Genomic DNA, 13,930 nt, shown 5'->3' on the forward strand with positions numbered 1-13,930 from the left:
ACTTCGGGAGAAGGGGGGCCATCACTGGTGAGAGGACTTGCTCCTTGAGCTGGGGGTGGCCGCAGAGACCAGCGAGAAGACGCCGCCCCACCGGTAGGTACCGCGGGTCCTACAGGAACGAGTTGATCTCGATCGTCTCGGTGCGGCCGGGACCGACGCCGATCGCGGAGATCGGGGCGCCCGACATCTCCTCGAGGGCCTTGACGTACGCCTGGGCGTTCGCCGGAAGGTCCTCGAAGGTCTTCGCCTTGGTGATGTCCTCCGACCAGCCGGGGAGGTATTCGTAGATCGGCTTCGCGTGGTGGAAGTCGGTCTGCGAGTACGGGAGCTCCTCGACGCGCTTGCCGTCGATCTCGTACGCGACGCACACCGGGATCTGCTCCCAGCCGGTCAGCACGTCCAGCTTGGTGAGGAAGAAGTCGGTCAGACCGTTCACGCGGGTGGCGTAGCGCGCGATCGGCGCGTCGAACCAGCCGCAGCGGCGGTCACGGCCGGTGGTCACACCGCGCTCGCCGCCGATGCGGCGCAGGTCCTCGCCGTCCTGGTCGAACAGCTCGGTCGGGAACGGACCCGCACCCACACGCGTGGTGTAGGCCTTCAGGATGCCGATCACGCGGCTGATCTTCGTCGGGCCGACCCCGGTACCGGTGCAGGCGCCGCCCGCGGTCGGGTTCGAGGAGGTGACGAAGGGGTACGTGCCGTGGTCGACGTCGAGCAGGGTGCCCTGGCCGCCCTCGAAGAGCACGACCTTGTCCTCGTCCAGCGCGTTGTTGAGGATCAGGGTGGTGTCGGCGACGTACGGCTTGATCTGCTCCGCGTACTGGAGCATCTCCTCCACGATCGCGGCGGCGTCGATCGCGCGGCGGTTGTACAGCTTCGCGAGGAGCTGGTTCTTGCCCTCCAGCGCCGCTTCGACCTTCTGGGTGAGGATCGACTCGTCGTAGAGGTCCTGGACGCGGATGCCGATGCGGTTGATCTTGTCCGCGTAGGTCGGGCCGATGCCGCGGCCGGTCGTACCGATCTTGCGCTTGCCGAGGAAGCGCTCGCCGACCTTGTCGAGGGTGACGTTGTACGGCGTGATCAGGTGCGCGTTGCCGCTGATGAGCAGCTTGGAGGTGTCGATGCCGCGCTCGTTCAGACCGCGCAGCTCGGAGAGCAGGACGGCCGGGTCGACGACGACACCGTTACCGATGACCGGGGTGCATCCGGGGGAGAGGATGCCGGAGGGGAGAAGGTGCAGCGCGTACTTCTGGTCGCCTACGACGACCGTGTGGCCGGCGTTGTTGCCGCCCTGGTAGCGCACCACATAGTCAACGGATCCACCGAGCAGGTCGGTGGCCTTTCCCTTGCCCTCGTCACCCCACTGAGCTCCGAGCAGCACAAGAGCGGGCACAGGCGTACACCTCTTCCGGATGGGGCATGTCCAAGGTCAGGGGGCGTACGACGATGTACACCGCAGGCTGAGCCGTCGGACCGGTACCCCGGAATAGACGAAGGCCCTGGCGCAATAGCGCAAGGGCCTCTTGCACAAAGATGCTACCCGAGGAAGGACCGAGGTGTCGGCTCCAGAGCCCACCATGAGCCATGCGGGCGCGCCGGTAGGCGGCCTTCTCGTGCTCGTCGACCCGGTCGCCCGCCGTCTTGACGGCGAGTCCGTGCGGATCGCGAAGGATGTGTTGTCAGCGGGAGCGGCGGCGAAAATCTGCCTCCCGGACTCGCAGGAGGAATTCGCGCGGGCCCTCGCCCGCCGGGGTCATCGGCGGCCGGTGATCGTGGGTGACGACCGGGCTCTGGTGCGCGCCGTGGGGCTGCTGCACCGGGAGCGGGGGCTGGGCGAGGGGCCCCTGTCGCTGGTCCCGGTCGGGTCCGCGGGCGCGCTGGGGCTGGCGCGGTCCCTGGGCGTGCCGCTGTCGGCGGTCTCGGCGGCGCGGGCGGTGCTCGACGGGTCGGTCCGCGTGTGCGACCTGCTGGTGGACGACAGCGACGGGGTCGTGCTGGGGGCGGTGCGGATCCCGCCGCTGCGGGGGGCGGGGCGGCCGGACGGGCGGCCGGGGCCGTCGGTGTGGAGCGCGTACCGCTCGCTGGTCCGTACGCTCGTCCGCCCGCCGGGGCCGGGGGGCGCGGGCCACCGGCTGCGGGTGGAGGCCGACGGGGTGGTGCTGGCGGACGTGGACCGGCCGGTGGAGGACGTCTCGGTGACCACGCGGGAAGGTGGCGGTCTGGCCGAGGTCGTGGTGCGGACGGGCGGCGGCGCGGGTGCGGCCGTCCGGGCCCGGGCGAGGACGGTGACGGTCTCGGGCACGGACTTCCGCTACCGCGCCGACGCCGCGATGACCGGCCCGGTCCGGCGCCGTACGTGGACCCTGCGCCCGGGGGCGTGGACGCTCACGCTGCCGCGGTGACGCTCGCGCTGCCGCGGTGACGCTCGCGCTGCCGCGGTGACGCTCGCGCTGCCGCGGTGACGCTCGCGCTGTGCGGTGACGCTCGCGCTGTGCGGTGACGGGGGCGTGCGGGGTGTGCGGTGACGCGCGGGGTGTGCCCGTGGGCGGGGCGTGTCGGGTGTGCGGGGCGTGCCCGTGGGCGGGGCGTGTCGGGTGTGCGGGGCGTGCAGGGTGTGAGGGATCGCGGGACGGGGTGCGAGGGCTGTGCGAGGTGCAGGGGGCTCGGCGGGGGCGGGGGTGGGGCGGGGACGCTCCGGAGTGTCTCCTCGGCTCGCGCACTTGGGTCCGGCTGCGTGAGGTGCGGCCTGGGTTGCGCGCTCGTCCTGCGGGGACTCTCCTGCGCGTCCCCGCCCCACCCCCGCCGGGCTCCCGCTCCACGGTGGCGGGGTGCGGGGCGCCGTCGTCCGCGCTCCGGCCGTCGGCCGCCTGGGCCGCGCCCGGCCACTGCGCAGCCCCCTCTGCCGCCGCTGCCTGGCCGCTCCCCGGTCACAGCACTAGGTCCTGTCCGGGCGATCTTCGTGGATCAGCCCGCGTCGTCTGGTGCGGTGCATCGCAAGGCGGAGGATCGCAGCTCGTACTCGGCCGTACTCGCGCGGTCCGACAACGCGGCGAGGCGCCGTGCCAGGCGGCGCGGGCCCGCGAAGATCGCCCGGACAGGGCCTAGGAGCTAGCCGAGGTCCAGGGTCGCCCTGTGGATCCGCCAGCGGTCCAGGAGCCCCAGCATCTCGCCCTGGAGGAACTCGAAGAACGCCGCCGTCTCGGCGACCCTGGCTCCGGCGGGGGAGTCGGCGCCGAGGCTCGCCGCCCCCTCGCGCAGGGTCTTCTCCCACATGGTGAGCACCTGGTCCCGCCGGGTGAAGGTCTCGTACCAGAGCTCGTTGTGCAGGACGTACCGGTCGCGGCGGGAGCCCGGCTCGCGCTCACGGCTGACCATGCTGACCTGGGTCAGGTAGGACACGGCTCCCGAGACCGCCGCGGGGCTGATCCGCAGGGCCTCGCTCAGTTCCGCGGAGGTCATCGCGCCCCCGTCGGTCGCCATCAGCTGGGCGAAGACCCGCGACGCCATGCGCTGCATCCCCGCCTCGGTCAGCTGCGCGGCGAACCGCTCCACGAAGCGGGAGACCGCTTCCTCGTTCCGTACCGCCATGTCGTCCGCCACCCTCCCCACTTTATACGATTCGTTAACTTCACAAATTTGTGAAAGAAGCGTACGTTCGGAGCCATGACGAAGGCAATCAGCGTGGCCGGACTCCACAAGGCGTTCGGCGCCACCCACGCACTGGACGGACTCGACCTCACGGTCGCCACCGGCGAGGTCCACGGATTCCTCGGCCCCAACGGCGCCGGCAAGTCCACGACGATCCGGGTCCTGCTGGGCCTGCTGCGCGCCGACTCCGGCACCGCCGAACTGCTCGGCGGCGACCCCTGGGCCGACGCCGTGGCCCTCCACCGCCGCATCGCCTACGTGCCCGGCGACGTCACGCTGTGGCGCAACCTCTCCGGCGGCGAGGTCATCGACCTCTACGGACGGCTCCGCGGTGGCCTCGACCGGGCCCGCCGCGCCGAGCTGGTCGAACGCTTCGAACTCGACCCGACCAAGAAGGGGCGTACGTACTCCAAGGGCAACCGGCAGAAGGTCGCCCTCGTCGCCGCCTTCTCCTCCGACGCCGAGCTGCTCATCCTCGACGAGCCCACCTCCGGCCTCGACCCCCTGATGGAAGGGGTCTTCCGGTCCTGCGTCGCCGAGGCCCGCGCCGCCGGACGCACCGTCCTGCTCAGCTCGCACATCCTCAGCGAGGTCGAGGCCCTCTGCGACCGCGTCAGCATCATCCGCAAGGGGCGCACGGTGGAGACCGGAACCCTCGCCGGACTGCGGCACCTGACCCGTACGTCGATCAGCGCCGAGCTCGCCGGCCCGCCCAACGGCATCGCGCACCTGCCCGGCGTGTACGACGTGGACGTGCAAGGGCTGAGGATCCGCCTGCAGGCCGACACCGACAAACTGGACGCCGTACTGCGCGCCCTCACCGACTCCGGGATCCGGTCGCTGACCTCGACCCCGCCCACCCTCGAAGAGCTGTTCCTGCGGCACTACGCGGACGCGGAAGGTGCCTCGCGATGAAGGACCGACTGGCCGGGACGGGCGCGCTGCTGAGGCTGGCCCTGCGCCGCGACCGCGTGATGACACCGGTCTGGATCATGGTCGTGTCGCTGCTGGTGCTCAGCATGCCCGCCTCCCTCGAATCCGTGTACGCCACGCCCGCCGACCGGGCCCGGCTGTTCGCCGCCATGGGCGCCAACGGCTCCCTGCGCGCCCTGTACGGGCCGCTCTTCGGGGACTCGGTCGGCGCCCTGGCCGCCTGGCGCGGCGGCGTCTTCGCCGGACTGCTCGCCGGGGTGATGAGCCTGGTCATCGTGGTCCGGCACACCCGCGAGGAGGAGGAGACGGGCCGTCAGGAGATGCTCTCCGCCGCGATGGTGGGCCGTCAGGCCCCGCTGACGGCCGCGCTCCTGGCCGCCCTCGTGGCGAACGGGCTCGTCGCGCTGGTGGTGACCGCCGGCCTCGCCGGGCAGGGTGCGAGTGGCGCGGCGGCCCTCGGGCTCGCCCTCGGCGCCACCGGGATGATCTTCGCGGGGCTGGCGGCCGTGGCGGCCCAGCTCACCGAGAGCGCACGGCTCGCGAAGGGCCTCACCGGGGCGGCGGTCGGCGCGGCCTTCGTCCTGCGCGCGGCGGGCGACGCGGGCTCGCGGACCGGCTCGTCGGCGCTGACCTGGATCTCGCCGCTGGGCTGGCTGGAGCACGTACGGGCCTTCGCCGCCGAACGCTGGTGGGTGTTCGCCCTGTTCGCCGCGGCCGCGACCGCGCAGGTGGCGGCGGCGTACGCGCTGGCCGGGCGCCGCGACGTGGGCATGAGCTTCCTGCCCGCCCGGCCCGGTCCGGCGCGGGGCCGGCTCGGCACGGCCGGGGCGCTGGCCTGGCGGCTCCAGCGCGGCAGCCTGATCGGCTGGAGCCTGGGCTTCCTCGCCGCCGGTGCGGTCTTCGGCGGGATGACGGACGGGGCCACCGAACTGGTCGGCGACAACGAGCGGACCCGCGAGATCATCGAGCGGATGGGCGGCCGGAGCGGGATGACCGACGCCTTCCTCGCCACGATGGCCGGGATGCTCGGCCTGGTCGCCGCCCTGTACATCGTCTCGGCGGTGCTGCGGCTCGGCGGAGAGGAGTCGGGCCAGCGCGCCGAACCGCTGCTGGCGAACGCCGTCGGCCGGCTGCGCTGGGCCGGCGGCCACCTCGCCGTGGCCTTCGGCGGCGCGGCGCTGATCCTGCTGCTCGGGGGGCTGGGCCTGGGGATCGGGCACGGGCGGTCCGCCGCGGGCACCGGCGAGGCCGTCGGCGCCACCCTCGCGCAGCTCCCGGCGGTCTGGGTGATCGGGGCCGTAGCCGTCCTGCTGTACGGCGCGGCCCCCAGGTACGCGGTGGCCGCCTGGGCGGTGGCCGGGACCTCGCTGGCCCTGGGCTGGGTCGGGCCGGCGCTGGAGCTCCCGCAGGCCGTCATGAACCTCTCGCCCTTCGCCCACCTGCCGAAACTGCCGGGGGCCGAGGCCCTGACGTGGGCCCCGCCGCTGACCTTGACGGCGCTGGCGGTGGCGATGACGGCCGCGGGCCTCGGCGCCCTGCGCCGCCGCGACATGGTGGCGTGACCCGCTCGTCGGGTCCTGTCCGGGCGATCCGCGAAGATCGCCCGGACAGGGCCTAGAACTGCACCAGCAATTGCTCCAGCCCCCGGATGACGTACCCCTCCCGCCGCTGCGGCTCCTCGACGAGCCGCAGCGGCGGGAACCCGTCCGCCAGCAGCGCGCCGAAGGAGGCCTCCAGCTCCCGCCGGGCCAGCGGAGCCCCCAGGCAGTAGTGGATTCCGGCCCCGAAGCTCAGATGCGGATTGTCGGCCCGCAGGAGGTCCAGGGTGTCGGGGTCCGCGAAGCGTGCGGGGTCCCGGTTGGCGGACCCGAAGAGCAGTGCGACCTCCGCTCCGCGCGGGATGAGCGTGTCCCCGATCCGGATGTCGTCGAGCACCCAGCGCTCGAACATCTGCAGAGGTGTGTCGTACCGCATGAGTTCATCCACAGCTGTGGACAACTTTTCGGAACTCGGCGGTCCGGGGTGCGCGCGCAGGCCCGCGAGCTGCCCGGGATTGCGGAACAGCGCCCACCATCCGTTGACGGTGGTGTTGACGGTGGCCTCGTGCCCGGCGTTCAGCAGGAGGACGCAGGTGGAGATCATCTCCTGCTCGCTGAGCCTGCCCTCCTCGTCGTGGGCGGCGATCAGCGCGGAGATCAGATCCTCCCCGGGGCGCGTGCGCCGTTCGGTGATCAGCCCGCGCAGGTAGGCGCTGAACTCGACGCTCGCCCGTACCGCGCGCCGCGCCGTCTCCTCGTCCGGCCGGAGTTCGAACATCCCGCAGATATCGGCCGACCAGGGCCGCAGCAGGCTCCGGTCCGCCTCCGGCACCCCGAGCAGCTCCGCGATCACGGCCACCGGCAGCGGCTCGGCGACGACGGTCAGCAGATCCCCGCCGCCGTCCGCGAGCAGCCGCCCCGCCAGCTGCCGGGCCAGCCGCTCCACTGCCGGTACCAGCCGTTCCACCGTCCGGGGGGTGAAGGCCTTCGCCACCAGGCGCCGCACCCGCGCGTGCGCGGGATCCTCCAGGTCCAACAGGCCGTTGCCGTTGAGCACGTGGAAGGGCTCGTGCTCCGCCGGCGGGGCCTCGCGCCCGAACTCCTCGTGCGAGAACCGGTGCAGATAGGTCCGCCCCAGCCGCCGGTCCCGCAGCAGCGCGCTCACGTCGGCGTAGTGCGGTACGAGCCACTGCCCGGTGGCCTCCCACCACACGGCCCGCCCCTGCTCGCGCAACTCCCGGTACGCCGGATACGGATCGGCGACGAACGCGGCATCCCACGGATCAAAGCCCATCCCGGCACTGTAGGCCTTGCCCGGGCGATCAAGCGGGGGTTCAGGCCGGGTTTCGGACCGGGGTCCAGGCCGGCGTTCAGGCCGGGGTCACCAGGCGGGTCTCGTAGGCGAACACCGCGGCCTGCGTGCGGTCCCGCAGGCCCAGCTTCACCAGGATCCGGCTCACATGGGTCTTGATCGTGGACTCGGCGACGATCAGCCGGTCGGCTATCTCCGCGTTGGACAGCCCTTGCGCGATCAGCACCAGCACCTCCGTCTCCCGCTCCGTCAACTCCCCCACCGCCGCCGGGTCGGCCGGCCTCGGCGTCCCGGACAGCTTGGAGAACTCCGCGATCAGCCGCTTGGTCACCGAGGGCGCCAGCAGCGCGTCCCCGGCCGCCACCACCCGTACCCCATCCGCGAGCTGACGGGCCGAAGCGTCCTTGAGCAGGAACCCGGAGGCCCCGGCCCGCAGCGCCTGGTACACGTACTCGTCGAGGTCGAAGGTCGTCAGGACCAGCACCTTCGCGTCCGTGTCGGCGGCCACGATCTCCCGCGTCGCCTCCAGCCCGTTCATCTCCGGCATCCGGATGTCCATCAGCACCACGTCCGGCCGCAGCGCCGCCACCTGGGCGATGGCCGCACGGCCGTCGACCGCCTCGCCCACCACCTCGATGCCGTCCATGGCGTTCAGCAGGACGGAGAAGCCCTCCCGGACCATCATCTGGTCGTCGACGATCAGCACTCTGATCGTCATGCCGGCCCTCCTTCGGCCGCCGGCTCCGGACGGCTGGGCACCGGTATGAACACCGCCACCTCGTACCCTCCCGCCGCCGTCTCCCCGGCCGTCATCTCACCCTCCAGCATGGCCACCCGCTCCCGCATGCCGGTGATCCCGTGCCCGGCCCCCGCCGAGGGCCGCACGTCCCCCGTCGCCGGCTCGTTGACGACGCGTATGCCCAGGCCGCCGAGTACGTACGACACCTCCACCCCGGCCGAGGCGCCCGGCGCGTGCCGCAGCGTATTGCTCAGCGCCTCCTGGACGATCCGGTACGCCGACAGCTCCACGCCCTGCGGCAGCTCCCGCACCGCTCCAGTGATCGTCTTGTCCACCCGCAGCCCGGCCTCGCGCACATTGGCCAGCAGCACGTCCAGCGAGGCCAGCGTCGGCTGGGGGGCGTCCGGGGCCTCGTAGTCCGAGGAGCGCACCACTCCCAGCACCCGCCGCAGTTCCGTCAGGGCCGCCACCGCGTTCTCCCGGATGGTGACGAACGCGGCCTCCAGCTCCGGCGGCGGATTCTTCACCCGGTACGGGGCCGCCTCCGCCTGGATCGCGACCACCGACATGTGGTGCGCCACCACGTCGTGCAGCTCCCGCGCGATCGTGGTCCGCTCCTCCAGCAGCGTCCGCCTGTCCCGCTCGACGGCCGTGACCTCCTGCTGGGCCGTGACCTCCTGCCGCGCCTCCTTGCGCGTGTTGCGCACCGTGACCACCAGCAGGATCACCGCCGACAGGAAGGCCATGGGGGCGAGCTCGACGGACCGGCCGATCAGGACCGGCAGCACCGTCCCGGCCACCACGGTGATCAGCCACATCCACGCGGCGACCCGGGGCCTGCTCCGCATCGCCACGATGGTCACCACGGCGAGATGGGCCACGAACGTGCTCGGCACCCAGGGCCAGTTCATGCCCGAGCTCTGCACCATGGCCGGCGGCAGCGTCACCGCCAGCATGACCCAGAACGCCCCCACCGGCCGCACCAGGGTCATCAGCACGGGCGCCGCGGCCATCAACGCCAGCAGCAGGGCCAGACCGTGGGGGGCGCCCTCGCTGATCGTCATGCCGAAGAACAGCGTGATCAGGGCCAGCAGGACCACCACGAAGTGCGGGTAGTACCCCGCCTGCGGCCGGGCCGCTCCGGGAAGCCACCGGGCTATCCGCCCGGCCGGCCGGACCGGTGGCAGCGGCCGGTAGGCGAAGGCATCGGTGATCAGGTCGTCGCGGAGGTCCCGGAGGAAGCCCGAGGCGATGCGGAACTCGGGCGGCCGGGCTGTCCCCCCGGTGGTGGTCTCGGTCATACACAGAACCGTAGGTCCGCCACCCCCTCACCCGCGTCGCCGCTGATGGGGATTTCCCGGGGTCCCCCTCAAGTACTACCCGGGTGGGATCAGTAGCCCGTCGGGCGGATCAGACCCGTCTCGTACGCGAACACCGCGGCCTGCGTGCGGTCCCGCAGGCCCAGCTTCACCAGGATCCGGCTCACATGGGTCTTCACCGTCTGCTCGGCCAGCACCAGGTGTTCCGAGATCTCCGCGTTCGACAGGCCCTGGGCGATCAGCGACAGCACCTCGGTCTCCCGCTCGGTCAGCTCGTCGATCCGCGCACGCGAGGGCGCGCGCGGAGCGCCCATCCGCGAGAACTCCGTGATCAGCCGCTTGGTGATGTTCGGCGAGAGCAGCGCCTCCCCGGCCGCCACCACCCGCACGGCCTCCGCGAGCTGGTCGGCCGACGCGTCCTTGAGGAGGAAGCCGGAGGCTCCGGCGCGCAGCGCCTCGTACACGTACTCGTCCAGGTCGAAGGTGGTCAGCACCAGCACCTTCACGGCCGCGCCGGGAGCGGCCGTGATCACGGACGTGGCCTCGATGCCGCCCATCCCCGGCATGCGGATGTCCATCAGGACCACGTCCGGATCCAGTTCGGCCACCTTCGCCACGGCGTCGGCCCCGTCCACCGCCTGGCCGACCACCTCTATGTCGGGCTGGGCGTTGAGGAGCACGGTGAAGCCCTGCCGGACCATCATCTGGTCGTCGACGATCATGACTTTGATGGGGGTGGCGCTGGCGCTCATCAGTCCTTCTTCAGCTCGGTGGAGGAACCGCGGGTCGGCACCGGCGGATCCATGGGGAGCACGGCGCTCACCTCGTACCCGCCGTCGGGGCGCGGGCCGGCGGCCAGCTCGCCCCCCAGCATGCCCGCTCGCTCCCGCATCCCCAGCAGCCCGTGTCCGGCGCCCTGCGAGGGTGCGGCCGGGCGGGTCGGCGGGGTGTTGGCGACGCACAGGTGCAGGTCCCGCGGCCCGTAGGCGAGACCGACCTCCACCCGGGAACCAGGCGCATGGCGCAGGCAGTTGCTCAGCGCCTCCTGGACGATCCGGTACGCGGTCAGCTCCACGCCCGGGGTCAGCGGCCGCCGGATACCGGCGATCGCGGTGGTGACCGCCAGCCCGGCCCCCCGCACGTTCTCCACGAGGCCGTCCAGCTCGGCGAGGGTGGGCTGCGGATGCTGCGGGGCCGCCGCGGGATCATCCGGCTGCTCCGATCGCAGCACGCCCAGCACCCGGCGCAGTTCCGTCAGGGCCTCCAGCGCGTTGGCCCGGATGCCCGCCAGGTTCTCCATCAGCTCCTCGGACGGGTTCTCCACGAGATGCGGGGCGACCTGCGCCTGGATGGAGATGACCGACATGTGATGGGCGACCACGTCGTGCAGTTCGCGGGCGATCCGGCTGCGCTCCTCCAGCAGGGTGCGCCGGGCCCGCTCCTCCTCGGTCAGGGTCTCCTGCTCGACCAGCTCGCCGCGGGCCAGCCGCAGGGCGCGCAGCGCATAGCCGAGCAGCCCGGCGAACCCGAAGAGGAGGGCGCCGCCGGTCACGGTGCTGGTGCTGTGCTCCGGCCGGAGCAGTGCCTCGGCCAGGCCGGTGCAGGTGAGGGAGACGGAGACGACCGCGACGGTGACCCGCGGCGGTACCCGCAGGGCCACCAGAAGGATCACTATGGCGAAGGCGAAGATGCCGCCGGGAGTCCAGGGCCAGGTCTGTCCCTGGCCGACGGGGCCGTGCATCTCCCAGGCACCGAGGCCCGCCGCGAGCAGGGCGAGCCACCATGCGGCGATCGGGCGGAACATCGCGAGCACGATGGACACCCCCGTCAGCGCCGCCGGCGCCCAGATGACCGCGCCGCTGACGTGGTAGTGGTCGCCGAGCTGTTCCGCGGTGAGGAAGCCGAAGAACGCGGCGGCGTAGGCGACGACGACGTGCGGCAGCCGGGCCAGCCACCGAGGCCGGGACATCCGGGGAAGCGGATCCCGGCGCAGGGTCAGCAGCTCCCGAGCGGTGTCCCGCAGCACCCTGCCCCGGCTCTCGGGGGCCTGGCCAGGGAGTCCGCTCTGCTCGTTCATGGGCTCAAGGCTAGACACGGGTGATCTCCGGGGCGGGAGCCGGCCGGGGCCGGGGCGGCACGGGCGAGCCCGCGGTCGTACGGGAGGGCTCCGCGCGCCGGCCCTGTTCGTACGTACGGAACGCGGCCCAGCAGAGCGTCAGCGCGGCGGCGAACACCGGCAGCCACAGCAGCCGGGCGACGATCCAGGCCCCGGAGTCGGGCACGGTGTGCAGCCCGGGCAGGTCGCCAGGGGCGAGCAGCCCGAGGGCGGTGACGGCCATCATCGCGGTCTGGTGCCAGAGGAAGACCGTCATCGCGGACAGGTTCACCAGCGCCACCTTTGCCCAGGCCGTCGGCCGTCGCATGGCCCGGGCCAGCGGCTCGCGCAGCGCCAGCGCCAGCCCGCACTGGGCCAGGCCGAAGGCCACCGCGGCGAGCGTCGGCGGGTTCAGGTTCGACACCTGCGCCCCGGGGACACCCACCATGGAGGCCGGGTACCCGCCCCACAGGACCAGCGCGGCGGTGGCGACGGAGCCCGCGCCGAGCAGCAGGAGGGCCGGTCCGCGCCGGGCGAAGGTCCCGCGGGACCAGGCGGCGCCCAGGGTGAAGGGGACGAGCCAGCCGGCGGCCACATTGACCCAGCCGATCCACTCGGGCCCGCCGAGGGCGAAGCGCCACACGTCGACGCCCGCGACCACGGCAAGGGGCCACAGCGGGCTGAGGCGGCTCACGAGCGGGGTCGCGGCGGTGAGCGCGGCGAAGACGAGGAGGAACCAGAGCGGGGAGAGGACCAGCTTGACCAGCGTCCGCACGGTGTTCAGCTCCGCTCCGCCGATCAGCATCCCGCCCGCCACGACCGTCCACAGGGTGAGGACGGCGGCGACCGGACGGAACAGCCGGCCCATCCGCTGCCCCAGCCAGGTGCCGTACGAATCGCCCCGGGCCCGCGCCGACGCGTACCCCTGGGCGGCGACGTGCCCGCCGACCAGGAAGAACACGGCCAAGGTCTGGAACACCCAGGTCACCGGCGCCAGCCAGGGCATGTGCGCCAGCGGGCTGGTGCCGCTCAGGCCGCCGTCGGCGGTGGTCAGGGCGGTGACCAGCCAGTGGCCGAGCACCACGCCGAGGATCGCGAAGGCCCGCAGGGCGTCCACGGACCGGTCGCGGCCGCCCGGGGTGGCCGAGTCGATGCGGTCCGCGAGGGCGGACCAGCGGGCGCGGAGCTCAGGCACGGGGGGCCTCCGGGTCGCTCGTGGTGCCGAGGACGATCGCGGCCAGGCTGTCGAGGGACTCGGTGCCGGGCTTGAGGTAGTCGCTGTGCCCGGCGGTGCCGGCGGCGAAGGCCCGGGCTCCGAAGGCGGGGTCGACGGGGTCGGCGCCCAGGCCGATGCCGCCGAGCCGGACGTGCGGGACCTTGGCTATCCAGTCGCCGCTGCCCCGCCCGGCCCAGACGCGGGCGCCGGTCGCCAGCTCATCGGCGGAGCCGGACGCCGTGCCCGGGCTGCCGTAGAAGACCATGTCGCTCACCGTGGAGCCGGTCGCGGTCCGGGCGCAGACCACGGAGCCGTAGGAGTGGCAGAGGAGGGAGAGGCGGGCGCCGGGTGCGGCCAGGTCCCGCAACCGGTGCAGGAAGGGCCCCAGTTCGGCGGCGGCCTGCTCCGCGCGGTCGGCGGTCAGGACGGTCGTGCTGATCGTGCCGGGGGTGTCGTACCCGAGCCAGGCGACCACGGCGGAGCGCGGGTGCTCGGCCTGGAGGCGCTGCTGGAGGGCGACGGCCCCGGCACGGAACCGCTGGTAGGTGTCCAGGGTGGTGTCGGAGCCGGGCACCAGGACGGTGACCCGGTCGGCGCTCTCCAGGTCGCCGAACACCTCGACGGCCCGGCCCTTCCCACCTCCGTCGAAGGCGAGGAACTGCGCCGTGCCGGCCGCCTCCATGGCGCGGAGCCTGCCGGCGCGGCCGGTCCGGCCGGCGTCCTCGGCCATCCGGGCCGCCTCGGCGATGGCGGCGCGGTTGGCGGCGTACCGAGCGGGGGCGCCGGTGCCCTCGGCGAACGTCGTGGCCGCGGGGGCGGGGACGTCGGGGGAGGCGGCGGCGGACACGGGGAGGGCGACGGCCGCGGCGACGACGGAGGCCAGCAGGGTGCGGCGCAGGCGGCCGCTGCCGGACCCCGCCCGCTGCCCACGGGAACCCCGGGCTTCGGAGGTCCCCGTCGTAGGCGGCGTGGTCTGCGCCGTTTCCGCCGCTCCTGCCGGTCGCGTCGTTCCTGCCGCTCCTGCCGCTCCTGCCGCTCCTGCCGCTCCTGCTGTTCCCGCCGTTTCCGTCGTCCCCGTCGTCATGGCTCTTCCCTCGGTCGCCGGAAGAGCCGTCAGCGCTCTTCTCTGC

The 13,930-nt window shown here is 73.2% G+C and carries 12 protein-coding genes; 3 read left to right on the plus strand and 9 right to left on the minus strand.

From position 1 onward, the window contains the following. Positions 1-109: 109 nt before the first annotated feature. Positions 110-1,393 carry an adenylosuccinate synthase gene (locus tag AB0D94_RS06605; RefSeq protein WP_030838794.1) on the minus strand — a complete coding sequence of 428 codons (1,284 nt, stop codon included), beginning with the start codon at positions 1,391-1,393 and terminating at the stop codon, positions 110-112. A gap of 184 nt (positions 1,394-1,577) precedes the next feature. Here AB0D94_RS06605 and AB0D94_RS06610 point away from each other — a divergent pair, with 184 nt between their 5' ends. Beyond that, entirely contained in the window at positions 1,578-2,402 is an 825-nt protein-coding gene (locus tag AB0D94_RS06610; protein ID WP_362046997.1) for a diacylglycerol kinase, read from the plus strand. A gap of 706 nt (positions 2,403-3,108) precedes the next feature. On the opposite strand, the gene AB0D94_RS06615 is transcribed toward AB0D94_RS06610, so the two are convergent. Continuing rightward, a complete protein-coding gene (locus AB0D94_RS06615) occupies positions 3,109-3,588 on the minus strand; it encodes a MarR family transcriptional regulator (RefSeq protein ID WP_362047000.1) in 480 nt (159 codons plus the stop codon). Positions 3,589-3,663: 75 nt separating this feature from the next. Here AB0D94_RS06615 and AB0D94_RS06620 point away from each other — a divergent pair, with 75 nt between their 5' ends. Then, positions 3,664-4,563 (plus strand): ABC transporter ATP-binding protein, encoded by a 900-nt coding sequence (locus AB0D94_RS06620; protein WP_362046514.1) that lies wholly within the window; start codon positions 3,664-3,666, stop codon positions 4,561-4,563. Then, positions 4,560-6,143 carry an ABC transporter permease gene (locus AB0D94_RS06625; protein ID WP_362046517.1) on the plus strand — a complete coding sequence of 528 codons (1,584 nt, stop codon included), beginning with the start codon at positions 4,560-4,562 and terminating at the stop codon, positions 6,141-6,143. The genes AB0D94_RS06620 and AB0D94_RS06625 overlap by 4 nt, the downstream gene beginning before the upstream one ends. A gap of 52 nt (positions 6,144-6,195) precedes the next feature. Here AB0D94_RS06625 and AB0D94_RS06630 read toward each other — a convergent pair whose 3' ends face one another. The 7 genes from AB0D94_RS06630 to AB0D94_RS06660 all read right to left on the minus strand — a co-directional run bounded on the left by AB0D94_RS06630 (position 6,196) and on the right by AB0D94_RS06660 (position 13,884). Beyond that, positions 6,196-7,413, minus strand: coding sequence for a cytochrome P450 (locus AB0D94_RS06630; protein ID WP_362046520.1), 1,218 nt, complete (start codon positions 7,411-7,413; stop codon positions 6,196-6,198). Positions 7,414-7,489: 76 nt separating this feature from the next. Further along, on the minus strand, positions 7,490-8,149 hold the full coding sequence (locus AB0D94_RS06635) for a response regulator transcription factor (RefSeq protein WP_362046523.1): 660 nt from the start codon (positions 8,147-8,149) through the stop codon (positions 7,490-7,492). Continuing rightward, complete coding sequence (locus AB0D94_RS06640; RefSeq protein ID WP_362046526.1) at positions 8,146-9,471, minus strand: histidine kinase; 1,326 nt, start codon at positions 9,469-9,471, stop codon at positions 8,146-8,148. The genes AB0D94_RS06635 and AB0D94_RS06640 overlap by 4 nt, the downstream gene beginning before the upstream one ends. A gap of 89 nt (positions 9,472-9,560) precedes the next feature. Beyond that, on the minus strand, positions 9,561-10,241 hold the full coding sequence (locus tag AB0D94_RS06645) for a response regulator transcription factor (protein WP_362046529.1): 681 nt from the start codon (positions 10,239-10,241) through the stop codon (positions 9,561-9,563). Further along, positions 10,241-11,566, minus strand: a complete 1,326-nt coding sequence (locus tag AB0D94_RS06650; RefSeq protein ID WP_362046532.1) for a sensor histidine kinase — start codon at positions 11,564-11,566, stop codon at positions 10,241-10,243. Before AB0D94_RS06650 ends, AB0D94_RS06645 begins: the two co-directional genes overlap by 1 nt. Before the next feature lie 10 nt (positions 11,567-11,576). Further along, complete coding sequence (locus AB0D94_RS06655; protein WP_362046535.1) at positions 11,577-12,779, minus strand: acyltransferase; 1,203 nt, start codon at positions 12,777-12,779, stop codon at positions 11,577-11,579. Further along, positions 12,772-13,884 carry an alpha/beta hydrolase gene (locus AB0D94_RS06660; protein ID WP_362046538.1) on the minus strand — a complete coding sequence of 371 codons (1,113 nt, stop codon included), beginning with the start codon at positions 13,882-13,884 and terminating at the stop codon, positions 12,772-12,774. The genes AB0D94_RS06655 and AB0D94_RS06660 overlap by 8 nt, the downstream gene beginning before the upstream one ends. Between the last annotated feature and the right edge of the window lie 46 nt (positions 13,885-13,930).

Source organism: Streptomyces sp. NPDC048255 (assembly GCF_040652415.1).
Taxonomy (GTDB): Bacteria; Actinomycetota; Actinomycetes; order Streptomycetales; family Streptomycetaceae; genus Streptomyces.

Bases quoted from the DNA above. Each gene is read 5' to 3' on its own strand.
- AB0D94_RS06610 (WP_362046997.1), top strand. From the start codon at position 1,578: ATGAGCCATGCGGGCGCGCCGGTAGGCGGCCTTCTCGTGCTCGTCGAC.
- AB0D94_RS06615 (WP_362047000.1), bottom strand. From the start codon at position 3,588: ATGGCGGTACGGAACGAGGAAGCGGTCTCCCGCTTCGTGGAGCGGTTC.
- AB0D94_RS06620 (WP_362046514.1), top strand. From the start codon at position 3,664: ATGACGAAGGCAATCAGCGTGGCCGGACTCCACAAGGCGTTCGGCGCC.
- AB0D94_RS06625 (WP_362046517.1), top strand. From the start codon at position 4,560: ATGAAGGACCGACTGGCCGGGACGGGCGCGCTGCTGAGGCTGGCCCTG.
- AB0D94_RS06630 (WP_362046520.1), bottom strand. From the start codon at position 7,413: ATGGGCTTTGATCCGTGGGATGCCGCGTTCGTCGCCGATCCGTATCCG.
- AB0D94_RS06635 (WP_362046523.1), bottom strand. From the start codon at position 8,149: ATGACGATCAGAGTGCTGATCGTCGACGACCAGATGATGGTCCGGGAG.
- AB0D94_RS06640 (WP_362046526.1), bottom strand. From the start codon at position 9,471: ATGACCGAGACCACCACCGGGGGGACAGCCCGGCCGCCCGAGTTCCGC.
- AB0D94_RS06645 (WP_362046529.1), bottom strand. From the start codon at position 10,241: ATGAGCGCCAGCGCCACCCCCATCAAAGTCATGATCGTCGACGACCAG.
- AB0D94_RS06650 (WP_362046532.1), bottom strand. From the start codon at position 11,566: ATGAACGAGCAGAGCGGACTCCCTGGCCAGGCCCCCGAGAGCCGGGGC.
- AB0D94_RS06660 (WP_362046538.1), bottom strand. From the start codon at position 13,884: ATGACGACGGGGACGACGGAAACGGCGGGAACAGCAGGAGCGGCAGGA.